The organism is Paenibacillus sp. J31R30 (genome assembly GCF_059692115.1).
In genome coordinates, this window is the sequence record NZ_JCAUAV010000002.1 from 994830 (window position 1) to 1019447 (window position 24618).

At 40.8% G+C, this 24618-nt stretch carries 22 protein-coding genes; 13 read left to right on the forward strand and 9 right to left on the reverse strand.

Annotation, left to right across the window (positions count from 1 at the left end):
• The first annotated feature begins 35 nt into the window (after window positions 1-35).
• From AC58QO_RS10230 to AC58QO_RS10255, 6 genes are all read left to right on the forward strand, one after another.
• Entirely contained in the window at window positions 36-1742 is a 1707-nt protein-coding gene (locus AC58QO_RS10230; RefSeq protein ID WP_497265188.1) for a WD40/YVTN/BNR-like repeat-containing protein, read from the forward strand.
• Between the two features lie 159 nt (window positions 1743-1901).
• The gene (locus tag AC58QO_RS10235) at window positions 1902-2423 is read left to right on the forward strand and encodes a VanZ family protein (protein WP_497265480.1); all 522 of its coding nucleotides are present in this window, start codon (window positions 1902-1904) and stop codon (window positions 2421-2423) included.
• A 68-nt stretch (window positions 2424-2491) separates the two neighbouring features.
• Complete coding sequence (locus tag AC58QO_RS10240; RefSeq protein WP_497265189.1) at window positions 2492-3016, forward strand: AAA family ATPase; 525 nt, start codon at window positions 2492-2494, stop codon at window positions 3014-3016.
• Window positions 3017-3170: 154 nt separating this feature from the next.
• Entirely contained in the window at window positions 3171-3506 is a 336-nt protein-coding gene (locus tag AC58QO_RS10245) for a DUF1801 domain-containing protein (RefSeq protein WP_497265190.1), read from the forward strand.
• A 267-nt stretch (window positions 3507-3773) separates the two neighbouring features.
• Entirely contained in the window at window positions 3774-4409 is a 636-nt protein-coding gene (locus AC58QO_RS10250; RefSeq protein ID WP_497265191.1) for a 2OG-Fe(II) oxygenase, read from the forward strand.
• 368 nt (window positions 4410-4777) lie between these two features.
• The gene (locus AC58QO_RS10255; protein WP_497265192.1) at window positions 4778-5647 is read left to right on the forward strand and encodes an alpha/beta fold hydrolase; all 870 of its coding nucleotides are present in this window, start codon (window positions 4778-4780) and stop codon (window positions 5645-5647) included.
• A gap of 255 nt (window positions 5648-5902) precedes the next feature.
• Here AC58QO_RS10255 and AC58QO_RS10260 read toward each other — a convergent pair whose 3' ends face one another.
• The 3 genes from AC58QO_RS10260 to AC58QO_RS10270 form a co-directional block, all read right to left on the reverse strand.
• Complete coding sequence (locus AC58QO_RS10260) at window positions 5903-7000, reverse strand: glycoside hydrolase family 88/105 protein (protein ID WP_497265482.1); 1098 nt, start codon at window positions 6998-7000, stop codon at window positions 5903-5905.
• Between the two features lie 272 nt (window positions 7001-7272).
• Window positions 7273-7926 (reverse strand): lysoplasmalogenase, encoded by a 654-nt coding sequence (locus tag AC58QO_RS10265; RefSeq protein ID WP_497265193.1) that lies wholly within the window; start codon window positions 7924-7926, stop codon window positions 7273-7275.
• Window positions 7927-8160: 234 nt separating this feature from the next.
• Window positions 8161-9102 (reverse strand): acetamidase/formamidase family protein, encoded by a 942-nt coding sequence (locus AC58QO_RS10270; protein ID WP_497265194.1) that lies wholly within the window; start codon window positions 9100-9102, stop codon window positions 8161-8163.
• Between the two features lie 85 nt (window positions 9103-9187).
• Between AC58QO_RS10270 and AC58QO_RS10275 the strand changes: the two genes are divergently transcribed.
• From AC58QO_RS10275 to ppsA, 4 genes are all read left to right on the forward strand, one after another.
• Window positions 9188-9640, forward strand: coding sequence for a GNAT family N-acetyltransferase (locus tag AC58QO_RS10275; RefSeq protein WP_497265195.1), 453 nt, complete (start codon window positions 9188-9190; stop codon window positions 9638-9640).
• Window positions 9641-10187: 547 nt separating this feature from the next.
• Window positions 10188-11039 carry a GNAT family N-acetyltransferase gene (locus tag AC58QO_RS10280; RefSeq protein WP_497265196.1) on the forward strand — a complete coding sequence of 284 codons (852 nt, stop codon included), beginning with the start codon at window positions 10188-10190 and terminating at the stop codon, window positions 11037-11039.
• An 11-nt stretch (window positions 11040-11050) separates the two neighbouring features.
• Entirely contained in the window at window positions 11051-11836 is a 786-nt protein-coding gene (locus AC58QO_RS10285; protein ID WP_497265197.1) for a creatininase family protein, read from the forward strand.
• Window positions 11837-12030: 194 nt separating this feature from the next.
• Window positions 12031-14628: a phosphoenolpyruvate synthase gene (gene ppsA / locus AC58QO_RS10290; protein WP_497265198.1), complete on the forward strand. Its 2598-nt coding sequence runs from the start codon at window positions 12031-12033 to the stop codon at window positions 14626-14628.
• A gap of 110 nt (window positions 14629-14738) precedes the next feature.
• Here the strand turns inward: ppsA and AC58QO_RS10295 are convergent, their stop codons facing one another.
• Together AC58QO_RS10295 and AC58QO_RS10300 are read right to left on the reverse strand one after the other, a co-directional pair.
• A complete protein-coding gene (locus AC58QO_RS10295; protein WP_497265484.1) occupies window positions 14739-15455 on the reverse strand; it encodes an NPP1 family protein in 717 nt (238 codons plus the stop codon).
• Between the two features lie 291 nt (window positions 15456-15746).
• Entirely contained in the window at window positions 15747-16448 is a 702-nt protein-coding gene (locus AC58QO_RS10300) for a hypothetical protein (RefSeq protein WP_497265199.1), read from the reverse strand.
• Between the two features lie 276 nt (window positions 16449-16724).
• Between AC58QO_RS10300 and AC58QO_RS10305 the strand changes: the two genes are divergently transcribed.
• Window positions 16725-17120, forward strand: a complete 396-nt coding sequence (locus AC58QO_RS10305; RefSeq protein WP_497265200.1) for a VOC family protein — start codon at window positions 16725-16727, stop codon at window positions 17118-17120.
• Between the two features lie 42 nt (window positions 17121-17162).
• Window positions 17163-18677 carry a stalk domain-containing protein gene (locus AC58QO_RS10310; RefSeq protein WP_497265201.1) on the forward strand — a complete coding sequence of 505 codons (1515 nt, stop codon included), beginning with the start codon at window positions 17163-17165 and terminating at the stop codon, window positions 18675-18677.
• A 62-nt stretch (window positions 18678-18739) separates the two neighbouring features.
• On the opposite strand, the gene AC58QO_RS10315 is transcribed toward AC58QO_RS10310, so the two are convergent.
• Window positions 18740-19045 (reverse strand): hypothetical protein, encoded by a 306-nt coding sequence (locus tag AC58QO_RS10315; RefSeq protein WP_497265202.1) that lies wholly within the window; start codon window positions 19043-19045, stop codon window positions 18740-18742.
• 407 nt (window positions 19046-19452) lie between these two features.
• Here AC58QO_RS10315 and AC58QO_RS10320 point away from each other — a divergent pair, with 407 nt between their 5' ends.
• Window positions 19453-21585, forward strand: coding sequence for a pectate lyase family protein (locus tag AC58QO_RS10320; RefSeq protein ID WP_497265203.1), 2133 nt, complete (start codon window positions 19453-19455; stop codon window positions 21583-21585).
• Between the two features lie 61 nt (window positions 21586-21646).
• Here AC58QO_RS10320 and AC58QO_RS10325 read toward each other — a convergent pair whose 3' ends face one another.
• The 3 genes from AC58QO_RS10325 to AC58QO_RS10335 form a co-directional block, all read right to left on the reverse strand.
• Window positions 21647-22300 (reverse strand): cysteine hydrolase family protein, encoded by a 654-nt coding sequence (locus AC58QO_RS10325; RefSeq protein WP_497265204.1) that lies wholly within the window; start codon window positions 22298-22300, stop codon window positions 21647-21649.
• A gap of 105 nt (window positions 22301-22405) precedes the next feature.
• A complete protein-coding gene (locus tag AC58QO_RS10330) occupies window positions 22406-23512 on the reverse strand; it encodes an amidohydrolase family protein (RefSeq protein ID WP_497265205.1) in 1107 nt (368 codons plus the stop codon).
• Window positions 23513-23528: 16 nt separating this feature from the next.
• The gene (locus AC58QO_RS10335; protein WP_497265206.1) at window positions 23529-24536 is read right to left on the reverse strand and encodes a LacI family DNA-binding transcriptional regulator; all 1008 of its coding nucleotides are present in this window, start codon (window positions 24534-24536) and stop codon (window positions 23529-23531) included.
• Window positions 24537-24618: the final 82 nt, after the last annotated feature.

Below are 24618 nucleotides of genomic sequence, written 5' to 3' on the forward strand. Positions count from 1 at the left end.
AAATGGTATAATATGAAAAAAAGAGTATTTTTTTCTTGTCTTTAAAAATCGAAAGGTTGGTAACCAATGTGGACCCAATGTTAAGAAAAGATAGTTGTTCAAATATTAGCCGCTTTGTAGCAATTCCCAAAAGAATGACTTCCATCCTGATCAGCTGCCTATTGATCCTCAGTATGACAGGCTGTACTTCAGACGAAACGGAAATTGCAGAGCCATTACCAACAACATCGAATCCTTCAATTGTGAAAACAGAGTTTGAAACCATGGCCCCCCCATTTGCTGTTCGCTATATCCGTTCAGTAATGAGACCAGGCATGCTTCCGGAAGATGTAATGAGATATCTTGGAAATAAGCACAAAGAAGTCCAAACTCATTCTGAAACTAACACAGTGACTTTATGGAGATATGATATCGGAGTTAAAGAGGGATTTAATCCGACTGTAACTCGGAATGTTCAAGACTGGGCTGATGAAACAGGCATACAAGATGGTAGCGTATACGCTCAGTTCTTAATCCGATGGGAAGAGGGTAAGGGCGAAAGCTTCTGGTTAGCTTATCGAGGGGCTGATAAAGGAATCAAATTTGAGGAAGTAACAGGGGAGTTTTGGGGACCAATAGGTACTCAGGCTCCAAAAGACCCACCCGAACTTTTCCATAACGAAATCTTTGGCTATAGCGATATGATTGACATCAGCCATGGTTGGGCAGCTGGTAGAAAAGTATGGAAAACAATGGATGGAGGAGTATCATGGGTCGATCGTTCACCTCCTAATGAAGGGGGATCCTTCAATTTTCTTAATATCGTTGATCAAAACACGTTGTTGACGCTCTTTCATCCGAAAGAGTTTGGAGGGGAGATCTCAAATGCTAATGCTGAATTGGGCCTGAGCCAACAAACCGTATATCTCACTTCAGACGGTGGGGATACCTGGGAGCAATTAGAGCATCCTCTAAAAGGTCACTGGGGTGTTCACCCCGCGATTACAATGTACGGGGCACAATTTGTTGATAAAAATGTTGGATACCTTTATGCATATACCGAGCCGGGTACGGTGGGGGAACGTAAAAGTTTATTTATGATGACCACAGATGGCGGACGACATTGGACTGAACTCAGCAAAGATATAACGAATCAAGAGGATATCGAGTTTGCTATGCCTAATGGTATGGTTATCCGAGATCTCAAAGAGCCCTGGATCACTTACAACAATACGGGTAACGGAAAGCCCATGATATTTAAATTCAATACCAATGGTCGTTCTTGGGAAAGAGTAAAATTGGAATTACCAGTGCAGGCATTAGACACAACCACTTATCCGTTAACAAGACCGATGTTCTGGGGACCCCATCATAGCAATGGGCTTATTGCCTTCTCATTCAGCAAAGACAATGACTTGGAGGGCATCATTTGGTACAAAACCACAGATGGAGGGATTAGCTGGACAAGTCAGGTTTCGACTTATGAAAGTATAGTAGGCAAGCAGACGTCGATGGGGCAGAAAACGGGGAGTTTTTCGATGTTCGCCTATGATCTCAACACCCTATGGATCCTTAATAATGAATTAGGTGAATTATATCGTTCTATAGACGGCGGTGAGAAATGGAAGTTTCTTGGCTCATCTCCATCTTTTCAAAATGTTCACGGGCTAATTTTTACAAGTCCGAATGAAGGAAGGGCTTATTCTCGTTATATCAACTTATATACCAAGGATGGCGGAGCAACTTGGGTTGAACAACAGTAACAGATTCCTCTTGACCCTAACATTGAGGTCAAGGTTTATAATGAGATTATCTCGAGTAGAAATCTTCTAGAAAGGAACATGGTACAAGGTATCTCCTTCAGCTGTTTGCGTCAGACGAAGCTATGCTATAATTGATAAAAAAGATTTAGAGGTAACCATATAGTGAAGTCATTTTCTAAAGCATTGTTAGCCTTATACCTACTAATCCTGCTATGGGTAGTTTTATTCAAATTATCATTCAATTTGTCCTTAATATTAAATTATCAAATTAGAAGTATTAATTTGATTCCATTTGCAGGTTTTTCAATCGTAAATGAACGAGGTAGTTTGAGAGAGGTAATCTATAATTGTGTAGCTTTTATTCCTTTTGGCTTGCTTTTGAGCGTAAATTTCAAAAGAGCTAACTTTTGGCGAAAGCTAGCTTTTGTATTTGTTTTTAGTCTTACTGCTGAGATAGCTCAATTTGTATTTGCGATTGGAGCAACAGATATAACAGATTTATTCACAAATACTATTGGTGGGTTTCTTGGATTGATACTATATGTTTTAAGCAATAAGTATATTAATAATGAAAAACTAGACCGATTTATTGTTTTAGTTGGCACTATTTTACTAGTATTATTTATCTTACTTCTTGGTGTCTTATTCTTCAATAACATTAGGTATCAATCGGTACACTAGTTCTAATAGAGGTTTTAGTGAATGTTGGTAGAATACATTATTAATAATCTATGTGGAGGGTAGGTTGAATGGTTGAATTGGACAAAATTGTCCCGCGAAAAATACATATTATTGGTTCCGTTGGGAGCGGTAAAACAACATTTGCCAGAAATCTATCAAATAAACTAAGTATTCCACATTACGAATTGGATAATGTTGTTTGGAAGAGACATAAACCTAAAGACATTAAAAGAACTGAGGAAGAAAGAGATCAGCTGTTGAGCACAATTATTCATTCAAATACTTGGATTATTGAGGGGGCTCATTTTAACGAATGGGTGTTCCCAAGCTTTCATAGTGCTGATTTAATTATTTTTTTGGATACTGACAATACGAAACGAAAGTATCGAATTTTCAGAAGATTTATCTTACAGTTACTCAGGATAGAAAAATCAAACTATAAACCGACTTTTGAAATATTCAGGAACATGTTTATCTGGAATGACAATTTTGAAAGTCGAATTAAACCAAAGGTTATTAATAAATTGGGACAATATTCTTCTAAGTCCATAAGACTAAAAGATACAATTGAAATTATAAGCTCATTAAACTAAAGGATAACTTTACTTAAGAAGGATCGCTAACGGCAATTCAGTTAGACGTTCCCTATTTTGCTGAAGTAACAGATAGTTTACAGAATTGACGGAATATTCAAGTAACGGTATACTTTTCGTGAGTAAAATAATACCAATTGGAGGGATTTAAAGTATGAATCAGGAAGTTACGGCCTACATAGAAAATCTGCCAAAATGGCAAGCAGATATCAGTTCGAACCTGCGGAACATGGTTCATGAGACGATTCCGGAAGCCGAGGAACGCATTCAGTACAAGAAACCACACTTTCTGAAGAATGGACATTATGCAGCCGTCATTTCGCCTTCCAAAGACGCGATTGCCTTTATGATCATGAATGCAAACGGAATTGACTTTCCGAAAGAATTCGAAGGTCCATCTGAACGAAAGTGGATTAAATTAAAGGAAGGGAGCACTCCAGATCTCTTCACGTTGTCCGGGCTTCTGAAGCAAGCCTCCGTCATGTTATAAATTCGACCGTAGAAACAATGGTAAATATAAAGGGAGCAGCTCGCCGGCGACCGGCAGCAGCTCCTTTTTCATTGGCCTTAGAACATAGTTGTTGAGAATACATATAGCACGAAGATGAATAGTAGATTAACCTCGTTTGTTCTAAAAAAAATGCAATAGAATAATTCTTATAATATATGAGGAAATTCTGAATCATCGAAGAACCTTTTAAATCGACTGACATAATGTAGATTACTTTCTTAGTAATCAATAATGGAGGATGCAACGATGGCCATTATAGAGCAGACGATTTTCAATTCATTTGGAAACAAAATTATTACTAAGGATAAAGAGATTCAAATTGTCGGCAAAATGGATGAACCACTTATTTTAATTTTGGACAATGTATTAAGCGATATAGAATGTGACATGTTGATTGATTTAGCGAATAACAGAATGCAGCGAGCTAAAATCGGTAAATCTCACGTAGTAAGCAATATTAGAACAAACAGCAACATGTTTTTTGAGGAAAGTGAAAATGAATTAATTCATAAAATTGAGACCAGAGTTTCTGAACTGATGAATATACCGATTGCACATGCTGAACCGCTGCAAATTTTACATTATAAAGCTGGTGAACAGTATCAGCCTCATTTCGACTATTTCACATCTGAAAATGTCGTAAACAATCGCATCAGCACACTGGTGATGTATTTAAATGACGTGGAAAAAGGCGGCGAAACGAGTTTCCCTTCGCTTCGTTTATCAGTAACACCGAAAAAAGGCAGTGCCGTCTATTTTGAATATTTTTATAACGATAATCGGTTAAATGAACTAACCTTACATGCAGGAAGTCCCGTCGCAATCGGGGAAAAATGGGTAGCCACCCAGTGGATGCGAAGACAAAGTCACCGCAACTTATAAAGGAAGAAATTCATCCGTGACATTGATACTTAAATATCACAAGGGCTGCAACGTTGCAGTCCTTTGTTGCGCTAACGGACAGGATAATTGAACCAATTCTCGAAAAATGCATTGACTTTCATTATTTCAAGCATGTCTATTACCTCAGCTGATAAGGAATATACGCCACCGATGCCGATTGTCGATACTACGGTTGCTGACGTAACTGATGTAGCAGCTCAAATAAAAACATGGTTGCTTCAATACGTTTGAACTAACAGTTTTTGAATGAGCATCAAACGCACCTTCCGCGGGCAAATGGACTTTTCCGAATGATCGCTTCATACCTTTAAAAATAAGTTACCACAAATAGGAAAAGAGGTCTGAAGGTGCCTATACCCGTCCTATATAAGAAAATGGAGGTGGATGGACTCTCCATCTTTTATCGTCAAGCTGGCAATCCCATGAATCCTGCTCTTATTCTCCTTCATGGATTCCCTAGCTCTTCCCACATGTTCAGAGACTTAATTCCTTTGTTGGCCGATAAGTATTATGTCCTTGCGCCAGACTATCCCGGTTACGGGAACAGCAGCATGCCCGCTATGGATTCATTTTCATACACCTTCGAGAATATTTCCCTTGTAATCGAACGGCTTCTCGATAATCTTCGCATTCCCAGGTACATCCTGTACTGCCATGATTATGGCGGCCCAATAGGGTTCCGCTTGGCCGTACGCAATCCGCATCGTATTTTTGGATTTGTGATCCAGAATGCAGTCGTTAACGTGGAGGGATTAGGTCAACCATTTGACCTGTTCAAAGCACTTTGGGCAAATCCAAGTCCGGAGAATAAAGCCGCCTTTACTAGTTTGGTTACCCCAAAATTCACCAAAAAACAGTACATAACCGGCGTTTGTCACCCATATCTAATTAGTCCGGATGGATACTCCATGGACCAATACTTTCTAGACCGTCCGGGGAATTCAGAAATTCAGTTGGCCTTGGGTTATGACTACCGGAAGAATGTAGAACAATATCCGCACTGGCAGCATTATTTACAAACTTTTCAGTCGCCTACTTTGGTGGCATGGGGGAAAAACGATTTTATTTTTACGCATCATGGAGCCTATGCCTTCAAAAGGTATGTGAAGGAAGCCGAGATATACATGTTATGCGGAGGACACTTTCTCCTAGAGGAAGCACACTACGCGATCGCTTATTTGATCAAAGATTTTTTTGGTCGTAAATACAGCATCTAGATTCCGTTATGGACTGGCTATTTCTGGGGCAGTTTGAAATAACTCTCTATGGTCCTCGAAGAAGATAGTACATTGTAGATATGGGGGGCTAAAGAAGGCGCACAGCCTCGTCAAGTTATGGAGGAAGTTGTTGCCGTTGCTGGGGGTATGAAACAAGTAAGATTTTGTGAAGAGGTATTAAGTATGGGGAGAATCCCGGAGGGTTCTCCCGCTAGGTTCAAGCCACTTATCGGATCTGGGGTGGCCCATTTGTTTTTATGCTCTTCTTGATGAGGCTTCAATCTCCAGGCAGGCTAAGACAAACGGCGCAAAGCCCTTCGGATCGTCGCGTCGGATCGGTTCGCTGATGTAGTAGGCATATGATCCGTCGCGGTACGGCGTATTGCCTAGCCCTGCCACGCTGCAAATGCCGTTCAGATGCAGAGAAGCGTCGGCATCGCGCTCTACAAATTTGGATAGGCTTCCTTCGTAGGCTTTACGAGCCGCTTCAATGGCCCATTCTTCAAGATAGCCCTTATTTGCGCCCTTGGCCAGTGCGTAGGTAAACATAGAGGTGCTGGAAGCCTCCAAATAGTTTCCTTCTTTACCGCCAAGGTCCATTACTTGCCACCACAATCCGCTCTCGGTGTCTTGCACCTTGACAATCGCCTTTGCCAAACGGTGGAAAATACCGATAATTTGACCGCGTTGCGGATGATCAAGCGGCAGGAAGTCAAGTACATCAACAATCGCCATCACATACCAGCCAATGGCACGTCCCCAGAAATGCTCGGAGCAGCCTGTTTCTTTATTAGCCCATCGTTCTTCTCGACTCTCATCCCATCCGTGGTACAGCAGTCCGGTTTGTGGATTGCGGACGACACGCTCCATCAGCAATATTTCATTGGCGATATCATCAAACCATTCATGTTCATTGAACACGTGTGCAAATTGAGCTAAAAAAGGAGATGTCATATATACGCCATCCAACCACATTTGGAACGGATAAATTTTCTTGTGCCATAAACCGCCTTCTTTGGTGCGGGGATGCCCCTTCAATTGCGCCACCAATAACTCAATGGCCTTACGGTACTTGGGCTCGCTAGTTTTCTCCAACAAAAGAAAAAGCGTTTTGCCTTGGTTGATCATATCGACGTTGTATTCGTTTAAATTGTACGTAGCGATGGAACCGTCATCTTGAATAAACAAATCCATGTTATTTTTAATGTACTGCCAGTAGCGTTCATCCCCCGTTGTGTGAAACATTCGCTCAAAAGCAGTTAAAATGCAACCGTTTTCATAGTTCCAGCATCGACTCTTTTGAAATGGCATGTCAGATACGAGAGGATATTGTTGCATGAAAGATTCGGACATCGCCGCAGACCAAAGATTTTTCAAACTTGTGCCCCCTAATTCAATTTATTAATTCTTAATACATTCAGGAAACCTATTTACCACATGATGCAACAACATTTGCTTCTAGTCAAATAGAATTTGTTTTATATAATTTTTGTGAAAAATATGAATAGTTTTCAAGTGTAAATAAGAATATACGAAGAGAAATCATTCGTTCTTGCGATAAGTAAACATGGGAATGATGAAGTTAAACTATTCAGTATCTGAAGAATCGCAAAAGTGCACCCCACTTAGGGGTGCACTTTCATTTCTCTTTTTTCAGGAAGAGCTGCGCTGCGAGCGATAATGAACTGGGCGCTGTAATAGGAAGTCATGATCAGGATATCCGCAGTGGCAATTGGGGAGATGAACAGGTCCCATGAAAGAATAGAATCCGATATCAGGAACAGGAAACTACCGATAATAGCCCATTTATTACCAGTCATAATCGCAGTCCAGCCCATTAGAGAGATAACGATAATGTAAAATAAGACAGGTACAGCTAGTCCAGCGTTATTTTGATCCATGAGCGAGCTCACCAGCTCTCTGCCCATTATGAAGGAATATATGGCGATAGGTACGATCGAGGAAAAGCGCAACCAAGAGAAACGCCATTGGACGAGAAAACCAGCGGTATAGAACAAATGACCGATCAGAAAAGCAGCAAGCCCAAGAACGAACCAATACATAATCAGTCCATCGCCTAGCATGCCGAAGAATAAGCCGGTTAATATCAACCAATGAACGCGTTTTTTGGCTGGAGGCATATGCGAGTAAGCGTAATACAAAATCAGCCACATCGGAATTAATTTGAAAAAGAATTTGAATGCTTGATGCTCAGGTCGAATTTCAAAAATGTAAAGCACGCTCGTAAGCAGTATAGCAATCGGTAACCACCGTTTCATCGTACATCGCTCTCTTTCACTTAGAAATAACTCTTTAAATAGAAGTATTATAGGGGGATTGATCAATTTTGTAAACGCTTTATTTAATGTTTTCTAATATACCACGTTCTCTTGCCCTTAAAGCTACTGGTATAAATAATATATAAGCTCGAACTAAAGGGAGAAGGCAGCCGGCGATCGGCTGCCTTCTCAACTATCGGGAGTAGAGTTAAAGGTAATCTAATAACGGCACTCTCACGCCGAACCTACTTCCTTAAAAATGCTTAATGGTAAGTAGGCCGAAACGATCCAATTAGGCGAATCGACAATCTCGCTGATCTTAAGATCCACAACAACGGAACACAGATGATAGGACTCTTCCCGTGTCAGATAGTAGGTTTGGACAAGATGATCGACCATATATCGGATTGATTGCTTTGCTGCTTCCATGAGATCAGGTTCGATACCCGTCGTAACAAAATAGCCCTTGGTATCAGCTTTCGTAAGTGGACTAGGCGTAATAAATTGAGGTGTAGGGATCGTGTGGCCTTTACGAAGCTGAAATCGCAGTGTGACCTGCATTGGTGCCTCGATGCCGGTGATGCAGACCTCACCATCACCTTGTGCTGCGTGGCAGTCTCCGGCAGAGAAAAGGGCACCGTTCACGTATACGGGAAGGAAGAGGGTGGAGCCTGAGACTAGATGCCGTATGTCCATGTTTCCTCCTGAGCTTCGGGGCGGAGTTGTGGCATGCGGACCAGGTTCGGCAGGCGCGACACCCATACAGCCGCAGAACGGTTCCAAAGGAATGCGAATACCCGGCTTGAAATCGGAATAATCTGCCTTCAGGTCCCATAGGGTGATATAATCCGTAAACTCGCCTGGCAAAAGACCACCAACCGGAACACAACGGGTCCATCCCCAACCCTTGTGTTGAAACCTTACAATTTCCACGGCGATACTGTCTCCCGGCTCTGCTCCCTCAATGAAAATGGGGCCTGTTAATGGGTGCCCTTTCGTTTCGCGCGGACCGAGCATTTCTTCGAGGGGACGATCCGGTCGGATATGGCCATCGGATGCTTCCTGGCAATCCATAGTTACAATGTCGCCAGGCTTGATCGTTAACCTTGGTTTGAGCGAGTTATCCCATGTATGATGAACGACAGAATCATCGAGAAAATAGACAGTCCCAGTCATATATAGCCACCTTGTATTGGTATTTAATTTATTATTCTATACGTATGATATATATGAATTCATATTACAAAAGGAGCTAATTCGAATGGAATTTACAATTATCGAGTATGACCCTTCCTATGCCTTACAAACGGTTAAGATGTGGAGAGAGAGCAAGGAGCAAGCGATTGGGCAAAAAGCAAAGCATTCTTTTGATAATCATGTACATTTCCTGAATAACAATTTAGTCAAAAATAATAAGGTCTTTCTTGCAATTAAAGCTTCAGGGGAGCAAGAGCAAGTAGTAGGCATACTAGCTTGTAATGAACATTGGGTTAACCAGTTATACATTCATACGCAATATCAAGGAAGAGGATTAGGGTATAGTCTCCTGAACCTCGCCAAACAGCAATCGGAAGGTCATCTATTTTTATACACCTTTGAAGTCAACAAGAAAGCACAAAAATTTTATGAGAGAAACGGATTTAAGATTGTGGTTAGAGGAAATGACAATGAAGAGCAGCTTGATGATATAAAATATGAATGGACAAAGTCTTGAAAACATTGAACTAGCGCCGTATATGCAACCGCTATCGTTGAGGCTTATTTGATTATTACGCTAACCCAAGGCTGCCGCGTGCAGCTTTTTCTGTTAACGGGAGTTTAATTAAAGTCATTATTTACCAACAACTACTTGTATTATTTGTTATCATATGGATAAATGCTGTGATCTTGACAAGAAAGGTCGATGAATATGAACCCAGATACATACTCTGGCTCCACAGACAATATGTTTACGATTGTGTGCGAGGATATCATTTTAAGAGAGTATAGGGTCGAGGATTTGGACGAATTCTACTCAATTACTATGCAACCAGAGATAATAGAATTTTTGCCTGGATGGAATGTTCCTAAGGAGCAACGGTTGGATTGGCTAGTGAATTACGAAACAGTTGAAAATAAACAGTTTTTAGAAGCCGTATCGAAAGGGGGTAATGTGAAGCAACTTCGCCTACGTGAACTTAACGCGATAGCTCTGATACGTAACCTATCATCAAATAGAGTCATACAAAAGTGTGGCTTCGATTTTCTAACTATGATTGAAATTGAGAACGAGACGTATAATCACTATAAACTTAAAAAGGGGATTCAAAACTATTTTACAAATATCAGATGAACTATCCAAACTTCGGAATAACTATGAGAGTGAACAGGTTTGCTTTGTATTCGATTCAATTACAGAAGGGCAAACAACTGCTGAAATCTTCGTAGACGGCAACGTACAACAATCAACAATCTCGTTAATATGGGATAAAGGTCATTGCTTCTATCTCGGCGGATCATCGCATACAGCTAATGATTATGTGCGTGCAGGGAAGTTCCTAGCTCAAAAATTCCAAAATGAAAACATCCATGCTGCCAAAGTTTACTTTCATTCGAATGAGTGGGAATTTGCTCTAAATGATGCTTTGAGCAGCTTTTCACCTAAAATTCTGAAGAGATCATTGTTTAAACACAATTTCAATAGTCATTCCTCGACTACATTTACTTCAGCCATTCCAGTTGAGAGAATTGATAAAAGTATCATCGAAAGTAAGCATTTAAAAAACAACCAACAAATGATTGACGAAATAATCGGGATGTGGGGAACAACAGATCACTTTCTGGAGAATGGTTTCGGGTATTGCGCAATCACTAACGAAAGTGTTGTTTGTTGGTGTACTTCGGAGTATGTAAGCACAAAAAGTTGTGGAATAGGTATCGAGACAGTTACCGATTATCAGAATAAAGGCATCGCATCCATGACTCTTCACTATTTTATAGATACATGCAGAGAATTAAATAAAATACCGTATTGGGACTGCTGGCGTAATAATGGACCATCGGTTAAAGTGGCAGAGAAACAAGGATTCAACAAAGTGCTTGACTATGATGTTTTATTTATCCAAAAGAAGTAAGGAGTGTTGTTGTGCTTAGTTTTAAGAACACCACAATGGAAATTTCAAATAGTGGAATTGATACAGTTATTCTATCGGTAGGAGCAACGGAACAGTTTGGACCGTACTTACCAATGCATTTAGATACGCTAATCGCAGAACGATTCGCTGACACTTATGGAAGAGAATTAAATGCTTACGTATTACCTACAATTCCGTTTAATACTTCTGAGGAACATGCCAATTTTAAAGGAACGGTTACTGTAAGCCCTAATATATTAACTTCCTTATTGGAAGAAATTATTTCTAACCTGATAAGGCAAGGTTTTAAGAAGTTTGTAGTCTGCACGGGACATGGCGGCTCATATTGGGAAGGGGCTTTCATCAAACATATGAATTACAAGTACCCACAGATGATCTTAATCACGGCAAATCATAATATTCAAATTGCATGGGATGAAGCCGTTAATACGTCTGGTTTACAAGGCTTAAACGAAATACATGGCGGGCTATTATCTGTATGTACAGCTATGTGGCTTTGTCCTGACCTGGTTAAACCAGGATCTATGGGTTCAGACATACCTTCAGAGAACCGTATATATGCGGATTTTTTAGGGTGGGATCGACTAACTCAGGATGGGTGTTGGGGGAAGTTTGAAGAAGGAAGTTATTCACACGAAGAACTGGCTGAAAAAGGAAAGCTTTTTTGGAACACATTTATTAATAAAAGAGCGGAAGGTTTGAAACAAATCCTAGATGAGGGTTACCGTCGAAAAACGCAGGAAATACCTACCCCACTTATGTTAGACTTCCAATAGCGAAATCAAAAAAGAACCTGGACACTTGTACCAGGTTCTTACATATTGCATATGTACAGACACGATGATATAATCGGTTTACGACTTGTTTGTGTTCATATTTGCATAAGAGTTCCATATTACAATATAAATATACCATGTAGGTGAGCTCATGTCAAATGTTTTCTCAAATTAATGATTAGGAGTGATATTGATTGAGTTCTTTGGTTCTCGGTATTCAGGAGATGGAAAATACGCAGCTTGGGCTCGTTGGCGGAAAAGCGTTGAATTTAGGGGAATTATCTAAAATTGAAGGCATACAAGTACCAGAAGGATTTTGTGTTACAACAGTGGGATATCAAAAAGCCATAGGAGAAAACATAACCTATCATGCTTTATTGGAACAACTAACATCGCTAAAAGTGGAAGATCGAGATCAAATTGGTGAAATCAGCAGGAAGATCAGACAAATCATTACGGAAGCAGAAATTCCTTCCGATGTTGTGCAAGCTGTTACTCACTATCTCTCCCAGTTTGGCATGGAACAAGCTTATGCAGTGCGATCTAGTGCGACAGCTGAAGATTTACCACATGCCTCGTTTGCTGGTCAACAAGACACCTATTTAAATATCATCGGCGTCGATGACATGTTGCAGCATATCAGCAAATGCTGGGCTTCCCTATTTACGGATCGCGCGGTCATCTACCGTATGCAAAATGGGTTCGATCACAGCCAAGTTTATTTATCCGTAATCGTTCAAAGGATGGTTTTCCCGCAGGCTTCGGGGATTTTATTTACGGCTGATCCAATGACCTCCAACCGCAAGGTGCTATCCATCGATGCCAGTTACGGACTTGGAGAAGCATTGGTCTCTGGCTTGGTTTCTGCCGATAATTACACTGTGCACGAAGGGGAAATCGTCAATAAGCGAATAGCAACCAAAGAATTGGCTATCTATGGACGTAAAGATGGCGGAACGGAGACCAAGCAGCTTGTTCCTGATCAGCAAAAGTCTCAAACGCTGAATGATTCACAAATTTTACAACTGGCACGCATCGGAAGACGGATTGAAGCTTATTTTGGCAGCCCACAAGATATCGAATGGTGTTTGGATCAGGATACTTTTTATATCGTCCAAAGCCGCCCAATCACGACGTTATTCCCGATTCCTGAAGCGAATGACCAAGAAAATCACGTCTATTTATCTGTTGGCCATCAACAAATGATGACCGATCCTATGAAACCAATGGGATTGTCTTTCTACCTGTTAATTACTCCTGCACCTATGCGTAAAGCCGGTGGGAGGTTGTTCATTGATGTTGCACCTAGGCTGGTTAAACCTGTCGACCGAGAAGCTTTATTAAATACCATGGGATCCGATCCGCTCATAAAAGGCGCACTCATGACCATCATAGAGCGAGATTTTATAAAATTGTTACCAAGTGATGATCAAACAGCGCCGATTCCGAGCAGAAGTGATACAGATATGCTGGCACAAATTGAAAACAATCCGAACATCGTTTCTGAACTGATTGAGAGTAATCGCGCATCGGTAGAAGAGTTAAAACAAAACATCCAGACGAAATCTGGATCGGATGTATTTGATTTTATTCTGGAAGATCTTCAGCAATTAAAGAAGATCTTATTTGACCCCCGAAGTACGGCTGTGTTTATGACTGCCATAAATGCTTCATTATGGATCAATGAAAAAATGAACGAGTGGTTAGGAGAGAAAAACGCAGCAGATACGCTTTCTCAATCGGTAACTAACAATATTACTTCAGAAATGGGTCTGGCATTAATGGGGGTTGCCGATGTAATTCGTCCTTATCCGGAAGTCATTGATTATTTACAGCATGTAAAAGATGATAACTTTTTGAATGAACTGCTTAAGTTCGAGGGTGGACAGGAAGCTCATGATGCAATCTACGCTTATCTCCATATATACGGAATGCGATGCGCTGGAGAAATCGATATTTCTAAACCGCGTTGGAGTGAAAAACCAAGTACACTGGTTCCCATGATTCTGGGTAACATCAAAGCCTTTGAGCCGAATGCCGGCCAGCGAAAATTTGAGCAAGGGCGCCAGGAAGCTCTGGAAAAAGAACAAGAGTTATTAGCTCGATTAATCCAATTGCCGGATGGTGAACAGAAAGCTGAAGAAACAAAACGGATGATCCGCCGAATTCGGAATTTCATCGGTTATCGTGAATATCCAAAATACGGTTGGATTAGCCGCTATTTCGTTTATAAGCAGGCTTTACTGAAAGAAGCTGAACAACTCGTACAGGCGGGCGTTATTCATGAAAAAGAAGATATATTCCTTCTGTCGTTTGAAGAGCTTCATGAAGTCGTTCGTACAAACAAACTTGATGATCAGTTGATTAAAAAGCGGAAAGAAGATTACAAATTTTTTGAGAAACTAACTCCGCCGCGTGTACTCACGTCTGATGGTGAAATCATTACAGGTTCGTACAACCGAGAAAATCTGCCAGCCGATGCGATCGTAGGTCTAGCGGTTTCTTCCGGTGTGATCGAAGGAAGGGCACGAGTTATCCTAAACATGGAAGAGGCTAATCTGGGAGAGGGAGATATTTTAGTCACCTCCTTTACGGACCCTGGCTGGACACCTTTGTTTGTATCCATTAAAGGACTTGTCACCGAAGTTGGTGGACTGATGACTCATGGAGCCGTTATTGCACGTGAATATGGCTTACCGGCCGTTGTCGGTGTGGAGAATGCTACGAAACTGATCAAAGATGGGCAACGCATTCGGGTGAATGGAACAGATGGATATATCGAAATCTTGTAATGGCTGAGTAATATGAAGATCGTGACATACAAGAAAAAGATGCCAGGGAAGTTAATCTTCCCTGGCATCAGTCATTACAAGAAAAGAGTTGCCTCGAGGCAAACTTTTATTTATTGATACCAAGCAGCTGCTAAATTATTTGTGAAATTCGCGTCGTTAAGAGGAACGTTTGCATCCACGAAACTGGTTGTATTTAGTGCAGTCCTTGCGGCAGCAGTTAAATCGTCCCAGCCGATTAACGGTTGATATCCACCTGCTGTATTCGTGATATATAACGCATGGTTAAGCGGCCAAACACTCTTATATTCAATCTTTGGATGAGTTCCATTTGTGTTTGATGCAGTCTTAGCTACATTTAACCAGTCACCGTGCTGAGAATAGGATATGGACTGAATTTGCGGAGAAGCAGCTGTTGGATTATCGATCCAAACGACAGCACCTTCCCAGTCATGTCGATGTCCCAATCCTGAAGATGGTGAATCTTTAGGTTGATACCAAGCATACATAATTGCCCATACCCCATTGTACCATCCTGAACGTGCATATACTTGTCCAGGACTGGAACTGCAATTCCCATTAGCTGCTCCGCTAGGTGCTAAACCTCCATTTGTATTCCCTGCTGCATCTACTGCAGGAAAAGGCACACATCCGGTAGTAACCTTCAAAGTTGGTTGAAAAAGCTTAGCCGCTATTTGAGTAGTTGTAGTAGGGGTCACTTCTGCGAATCCTATCACTGCGTTATGAGCTAAGACAGCTGCACTAGCTGTTGGTACTAATTGGGTAGAAACTAACAACGTCAATAAGAGTACGTATGTAAGTGCTTTCATTTTGCTTTTCATTTCATTAATACCTCCATTTAATTAGTAAGATGGAACTACATAGATTCATTTCAAAACCTAAAAGCTCATTCCATAATCTCATCTAAATATTGGTGTATTTCCACAAAATTCACACTACTATCACCCCCCTTAAGTTCGGATGGTTTTCTGATTGCTTGATGCTGTTCTGATGGGTGTCGAGGGATAAGGATCCGCGCGCGGAGCGGGTAGTGTTTAATATGAGTACTTTTATTGGGGAATGGGTAGGAAATCCATAAAACCAATTATGCTTGCTTATGACTAGTCGGGGATGCCAAAGTACTTCCTCATTACATTCAATTCATGGTTAACACGCTGTGGAATCTCCTTTAGAAGCTCAAGCCACGGCACGAATAACGATTCCTCCCAAGCAAATTCGATAAATTCCATTGTTGGTCGAAAACGAAATGTCTGCAAATAACGTTCCACCAATTGGTTCGTTTCCTTATCCGTAGTCATCTGTTCCCGCAGCATGTCGGGGACTAACAAACCTGCACTGCCCGCCGTCTCATAGGTACACGTTTCTAAATTCGGGACCAGCTCAAGCATAGCGAGAAGTGGGGAAAAAGCGTGTTTTCCAGGCTGGGAATACAGTTTTACCTGGGATGGATTGTCTTCAGATATATTGCTTCGATCCTGAAGCAGTCCTTTAAAATATTTGCCATGGAAGCTGCACTCACAATTGATAACACTGCCGTCACGCCCTACATAAATCCATACATGTTCCAGCTCGTACAAATGCTCGATGTCATAGTCCCAGTAGATGGCGTATTCGATGACCTTTTCAATCCTGGCATCCGATTCGAAGCTGATCCTGCGACGGAAGGAAGGCGATTGACCGTCTTGCTCAAATATCGTTACACCAACGCGAACTGGAAAAAATGGCTCCAAGCGATCAAAAAACAGCCGTGGTGCATATGTTTTGACAAGCGCCAAATCGTGATCTAATTGCTCTCTCTGCAAACTGCTTCCTCCTCTTTGATTGACGATTCACTATTACTTTTATTATAGGAGAAGTAGAATTGCATACCTTAAATTATTCTAGAGAAATCTATAAATTTATTGGAAATAAATTACAAGGGGGTTGGGGAGGATAGACTCACCTGGAAGGATTTCAAATTAGGGGTTTCTACACTATTTTCAACTAATATATGGTAAAATGAATTTACTAAAAAGTGGAGGTAACGATGAAAATCCATTTTTGGCGAGCGCTAACGATAGCTCAATAGGAGTGATTACATGGAAAATGGAAGAATTATGGGGATTGCTTATAATGTAGTTCCCGTTACGGATGTCAAAAAATCAGGGGAATGGTTTGTAACTCACTTTGGTTTTACTATCAGAAATGATAGAGGTACTGATTTAAGTTTATTTAAAGAGAACCGTCCAATACTGGTTTTGATTGAAACTGATAATGACACTAGAGCTGTATTTGAAATAAAAGGGCGAACGAGGTGGGTTATTACATTCTTTACGGATGACATTACATCCTTACATAATCGGTTGCTTTTAGAAGGAGTCACTGTAAGGAATATCTGTGATGAAGGTATTTACGGTAAGTTTTTTGTTTTTGAAGACTTAGATGGAAACTTATTTGATGTATGGGAAAATAGAGATTGCGAGCTAATTTTTTAATTAGTTGACTACAATTATAAAGATAGAGGGGTACACACAACCATGAGTTTTGTACTAAAACTAACAAGAATTTTTTTGGTATTTAGCTTCGTATTTGTTATGGCATTTAGCAATTTGGCTATGGCTGATTCTGAAAACAAGAGTGGGTGGGCTGGAATTGCCGGATTCGGCCTTGCTTTTAAACAGGATGGTACGGTATGGGCCTGGGGGAGTAACCAATCAGGGCAATTAGGCAATGGGGAAGGTGGCAATAATGCTGAAACCTCTCTTATTCCGACCCAAGTCAAAGGGTTAAATGACGTCATTGCTGTTGCTAAAGGTCAAGGATTTTCGCTTGCATTAAAAAAAGATGGGAACGTTTGGGCATGGGGCAGCAATTCTTCCGGAGCCATAGGTGATGGAGTCCAATCCGTATTTGACCAGAAGACACGAGAAGTCGTAAAAAATGAGGATAGATTCTTACCTGTTCAAGTAAAGGGATTATCCGACGTCATTGCGATTGCAGCTAATTGGGGTACAAGTTATGCGGTAAAAAAAGATGGTACATTATGGGCTTGGGGTGGAATTTCTTATAGAAATAGTGATGGATCCTATAGCACTATTACTGTTCCTAAGCAGCTTGAAGGTTTTACTGACATTATTTCCGTTTCTCTTGGATGGGGAAATATGATTGCCTTGAAGAAAGACGGTACTGTATGGACCAAATCGACTGGAAGGGTCGTACAAATTCAAGGTATTACTAATCTAAAAGAAATTGCAGCAGGAGGTCAATACTCCTACGGATTAAAAGAAGATGGTACGGTATGGTTCTGGGGATCAGGGGGACAAGGTGTTGTGGCAGGTAAGGATACTGCTGATAGTTCCAAGCCACAATTGCTTGAAGGTATTCAAGATGTTATATCTGTCAAAGCAAGTGCAGGAGGGCCTCTGTTATTAAAACGTGACGGAACCGTATGGACGAGCGGTATAAACAGCGGTGGGCAACTTGGCATTGGTTCTTACGAGGATAGCGAAGTTCCTGTACAAGTAAAAGGTTTGACCCGAATAAAGGAAATCAACGCTCCTGGATTTGACTTCAAATCAATGGCTCTAAAAGATAACAACACCCTTTGGTCATGGGGGAGCAATTATGTCGGTGATGGGACACAATGGTATAGAACCACTCCTGTTTGGATTAAGAGCTATGATTCTGAAATACTTCAAGAAGATCAAATAAGAGTGAAAGTGGACGGAAATGAAGTGGCATTTAATCAGCCGCCTGTGATTATTAATGGTTATACAATGGTGCCTCTTCGGAAAATCTTCGATGCTCTCGGTGCGAATATTACTTGGGATGAAAGTACCTTAACAGTTACGGCAACAAAAGGACAAAGCCTGATCAATCTGACACTAGGCAGTAATCAAGCTAAAGTGAACGGAATTAGTCATATCTTGGACTCGGAACCAGTTATCGTCTCAGAAAGCATGTTAGTTCCGGTAAGATTTATAGCCGAATCATTAGGGACAACGATAAGTTGGGAACAGGCGTCTAAAACAGTATTCATTAAGTCAAAATAAAGATTGGCTGATTGGCGGATATCAGGGATCGTTATTCATGAACGTAATATTGCAATTCTCAACTATTTATGATTTTGAAATAGGTCATAAACACCATATATTGCAACAATAGGCGGGGATTCGATATAAGTTTTTGATAGGGTGGAATAAACTTTGGATGCAATGGCATCACCTGCTGCTAAAGCGTCTTCTTTCGTCTCCCAGAAACTGATCGCGGCAAACTCATTCGTTACTTCTTCTCCCAAAAATGTAATCCCTTTAAATCCCTTTAATGTTCGATGGACCATGTGAGTTTTCTCTGCCCATTGCTCTGCAAACGATAGGGGTGTATCAGATCTTAATCTAAACATACTTAATCTTGCATACATAAAGGATCTCCACCTTCGAACAGTCATTATTAAGAATTGTATGATGGCTTTGTTCGAAAAGTGTATGATATATATTAAATTTTGAAGATATCCATTCAAGGATTATTCTGTAGAGGACGTAGCCTAAGCGGAGGCGCGTTCTTTTTTGATTAACCGACAGATTGGCTCCAATCTATGAGTTGTTATTGGGAGTATCATATGTCTCGACGATAATCATTAGCTCAGAAAAATGGAAAATATGAGCAAATGATTGTTTCGGAACCAATTTCAATACTGATAAGCTGAGGATGTTCGAAATTATTGAGCCAGTTTTGAGCCTTGAATGCGAGGGGGGATCATGTAAATCCATAAGCATTTGTAAGCGGTTTCGAAGGTGTCATAATCAATTAAACGCGGGAGGAATTAAATTGAATAAAAGTGTTTCAAAGGTAACGAGTTACGTTTTATTGTTTGCTCTAGTGCTATCTATAATCGCAAGCGGATTTGCCAGTAAAGCAGTGCATGCTATTGGTGTTTCGATCACGGGCAGTGGAGGCTGGAATGAAACGGCCTATGTAGAGTGGTCACCTGTAAGTAATGCTCAGGGGTATAATGTATATGTTAAACCTGCAAGTGCAGCAGATTCTCAATATAATCAAATTGATACGCAATTAATCCGACAATACCCTACATATTGGAGAGCTGATGCTGTAGGGCTTGCAGCTGGAAATTATGTAATGAAAGTTGAAGCAGTACTGTCAGGTGGTACAACAGAAAGTACTGTTTCATCTACGATATCCGTAAAGGCACATGACAGATCTGGATTTGCGTTTGCAAATCAATCACCACTTGGCACAGGTTCAGGTGCTTATAATGAAGATGGTACACTTAGGAATGGTGCTCAAGTTATTTATGTAACATCTGCGACTGCGCAAACAGTAACTCTTGATGTTATTACCGCTAGTTCAGGTACTAAACAAACAGGTGTTGGTATTGGTCCAATTCTGGCACTAAGACAAAAAGGCTATGATAAAACACCACTTGCCATTAGATTTATTGGAAAAGTTACTGATGCTGACATGGGTTCATCCATTAACAGCAGTGGGTTTCTTCAAGTAAAAGGCAATTCAAGTTATACGGAAATGAACACTACAATAGAAGGTATCGGAAAAGATGCAACTGTTTATGGATGGGGATTCCTACTTAGAAATGTCGGAAATGTAGAAGTAAGAAACCTTGGTATTTTGTTATTCCAAGACGATGCCGTTTCAATGGATACAGGCAATGTTAATATTTGGGTGCACAATAATGATATTACCTATGGAAAAGCAGGCGGAGATGCTGACCAAGCAAAAGGTGATGGTTCAACTGACCTTAAAGGCGCATCAACGTATACGACAATATCTTATAATCACTACTGGGATTCCGGAAAAGCTGCTCTAATCGGATTGAGTGAATCAACTGAATTCTTTGTAACATTCCACCATAACTGGTTTGACCATTCAGACTCACGTCATCCACGTATTAGAAAAGGAACTATTCATATTTATAATAACTTCTTTGATGGCGTCTCCAAATATGGTACTGGTATTACAACAGCAGGTTCTGCCTTTGTAGAATCAAATTATTACAGACATTCTAAAAATCCAATGTTGATTTCCTTACAAGGTACTGATATTGCAGGTGGGTCAGTAGGTACATTCTCTGGTGAGAATGGCGGTATGATTAAAGCATACAATAATAGTATCGTAGATCTTGTTGGAGGTCTTATTTATGCAAATTCCAATGCAGGATCAGCTCCGGCTAATGCAACATCATTTGATGCGTACTTAGCTTCCACAAGAAACGAAACAGTTCCAAGTTCATACAAAGCATTAGTAGGTGGAACATCTTATAATAACTTTGATACAACGATCGATACGGGAGTAAATGCAGCTGATATCGATAGCGTAAGCACCGTTGAACAAGTTGTTACGGCAGAAGCTGGACGCCTAGGTAATGGAGACTTTACATGGGCATTTAATGATTCAGTTGATGACACATCGTCTGACCTTAATTCAGCACTGATGTCTAAAATACAAAGTTACACAACTCAACTTGTATCTGTAGGTGGTAATTCAACACCACCAACGTCTACACCAGCACCAACGACGACACCGGCGCCAACAGCTACACCAGCACCAACAGCTACACCAACGGCTTCGCCGGCACCAACGTCTACACCAGGCACATCCATTGTTCATAACTTTACCACAGATGGAAAAACAAGCAGCTTCTTCACAATTGTAGGGAACCTTTCAACAAGCAAGGGAACCGTGGTATATAATGGTTTAACACTAACGCAATGTTTAAAAATGGAGAGTTCAACCAATATTGGGTTTACCACAACAACAGCTAAAACACTAACATTAGTGTTTAATCCAGCAAATGGACTTAAAGTCAAGGTAGATGGCACAAGCTATGCAATGACGAATGGCATTGTCAGTGTATCACTTGCGCCTGGCGCACATACCATTACTAAAGAAGATGTTACAAATCTTTATTACATGAAACTAGATTAACAGCTACTATTCATGGTGAACAGACTGCCGTAACTATTGGCAGTCTGTTTGGCTATATCATCTAAAAGCGAATCAGACTTATTTTGGTTAACGTTGCCCGGTTTCGAGTTCCAGGACTGTTAAGCATATGCCAAGCTGTGTACTGTTCGGCATAAGGATTGCCAGCAGACATGCCGTCAACAGGTACAATAACATTGTATCCTCGGAACGCCGCACTAGTAGCTGTGTGAAGAACTGCGCCATTGGCGGCATAACCAGTAACAATAACCGTCTTAATATTATTATCTTTTAGAATTTTATCTAAATCGGTTTTGTAGAACTTATCAACGCTTGATTTTACAATAGGATCGCCTAAAGCGGGGGCTAGCTGCCAGGCAATTTCGGAGGAACTTCCAGTTTGAGTAAGGCTATAGACAACTAGCATGCCTATTTCACGGCTCTTAGTCAATAGATTATTAATCTTAGAAATGGAGGCTATACAGCGATGATTATTGCAAATAGAGGTCTGCATATCTAACACAAGCATTGCGGTGCTTTTTGGGTCAACCGTGATTGATTGCAGCTCTGGCGCAGGAGGAGTTATGACGGTACTCCACTCATCGATGATTGTCGTTTCACTTACTTCAGCTCGGTTCTCCGTCTGTAGCCAAGAACTACAATTACCATGACTGTAGTCTTTAAACCAGTTACCACAAAAGGGACACCAATACATCATGCGAATCCTCCTTGGTGCTTCTATACTGTCATTTATATTATGTAGAGGAGGAAGAAGGTGACACATACGTATCCCCGAAAGCTCATTGAGGGGGAGCACTCGTTATTACGTTCCTTCACCTTCCAACTTAAAAATCAATTCGTTCGCCATTCGCTTATTTAAACGATACTTTTCTTTTTTACCTAGCTTAGTGGATAACTCTGTTATCTTTTTGATTTGGGTATCTGTCGGTGGTTGAAGCTCAATTAATCTCTCGTAATTCTGATAAGCAACTTTTAGTGCTGTTTCAGGGGAAAGTAAATCAATGGTTTCGTAAAGTGCCTTCGCTGCTTGTTCAGTTGTCAAACCATATCCCGAGTCGGTAGATAACATAAACCGGTCTGGAAATTGCTCTATAAGCGGTATGAAGTCCGCCAACTTGTTACTGCTGTCAGGGCTATATGAAGTAAATCCTGCAAAAAAATCAATATATAAATTAGTATGCTTTTCCAGTAGCTTTTTAATGTTAGCAGGAGCGTTGTAGGCATTTGCGTGTCCAAAGATTATATTAGTTTTGGAGTGCTGCTTAAGTGCTTCCTCTAGATGCTCAATTGGTGACCCATTGGGTGGATCGATATGCAAAAGAATCGGTACACGGTATTCTCCTGCCAACTCATAGATTTGCGGAAGATTCCCGTCATTCGGATGATTAGCTTTCCACTTTACTTTGGAAACAACTGGCGAATGGGTAGAGGCGGCGGCAACCTCTCCAATGTTCAAATAGCCTTGCTCCAATTTTTCCTTAACTATAGATAATCCTTCTTTTTCATACATTGGAAAGCCTGCGAAGGAGGGGAAAATATGCGTAGGCTCTATTTGGTACCGCTGCCAAGCCAGGAGATCCGTAGCTTGTGCGCTGGGTTCTGATATATCCCCGAATAAAACAATTCGGTCTATTCCAAATAGCCCCCATTTATTTACGACAAACGGATCGCCCGCATCGTGGTTATGGATGTCAATTAGCGTGAGATCCCGATATATCTCATAAAGTTCTTTTCCAGAATCTCTATTTTTACGAATACTTTGAATTAACGCCAGGTCTTGCTTTGGAGAATACTCGTTAAAAGGCACAACGATTGATTCATTGACCGAAATTGATGAGGTACATCCAACCAATGCGAGAAGACTAGCAGTACATAGGCAAACTGTCATTTTACGTTTCTTTTGTTGCATGTCCATTCCTCCATTATCAACAAGTTCTCACGCTTTTTCCTTCGAATAAGTGGGGCATCACTCTTACTGTTTTTCCGCTGCCACCATGAATCAATTCAAGAAGCAATTCTGCTGCTCTTACCCCAATTGCTGGATTATCAATGACAATGGATGCCAATGGTGGATTGTAATATTTGCCCACAAATAGACCGTCATATCCAATCACAGAGATGTGTTTCGGGACAAGGATTCCTGTCTCAGCCAAAGATGAGATTGCACCCATAGCCATCAAGTCATTCGCGAAAAATACAGCTGTTAGTTCAGGATTGCTTTGAAGCAGCTGATGAACGCTTTCTTTTCCTCCGCTCCCAGTGTAATTGCTCCAAATGATGGCTGTATCTGATATTTGCAAATGGGATTCTTCCATGGCTTTTCGAAAACCTTCGAATCGTTCGTTGCTTATCTCAAATTGTTTGGAACCATTAACGAAGCCAATCTGTCTGTGTCCGTTATCGATCAAGTAACGTGTTGCCATATAGCCACCCATGACTTCATCCGTGTTAATATTGGAACAGAATCGGGTTAATATAGAACTTTCAAGCACGACAGTCGGTATATGTATGCTTTTAATATCTTCGTAAATGGGGTGGTTTGCTCTAAAAACACTAACTACGATACATCCGCTTAAATTACGCAAGTTTAGGATATCGGGTAGTTCTCCTCTTAAATAGCTGTGAGAATTAATTGTGTAAATGATCGCTCGATAGTTATACATAGCTAAAGTCTTATTGATGTGAGGAAGCAACTCGAAAAAGGCAGGGCGTGCCTCAAAGTCACTATCGCTTATTATAATTCCGATCAGTTTACTCTTTTGGCTTACTAATTCCTTTGCAGCGATATTTGGCACGTAACCTAGTTCCTTGGCTACCTTCATAACACTAGTTCTTGTCGCACTCTTGACGCCATAATCACCATTTAATGCCCTTGATACCGTGCTTACGGATAAATTACATTTGAGTGCAATATCTTTAATAGAAACCCTCATTTTTTTCTCCATTTCGGGAACGTTTGCAAAATATAATTTTATATTAATACAGGAAAAATAAGAATTCAAGCATTTTTCGGGA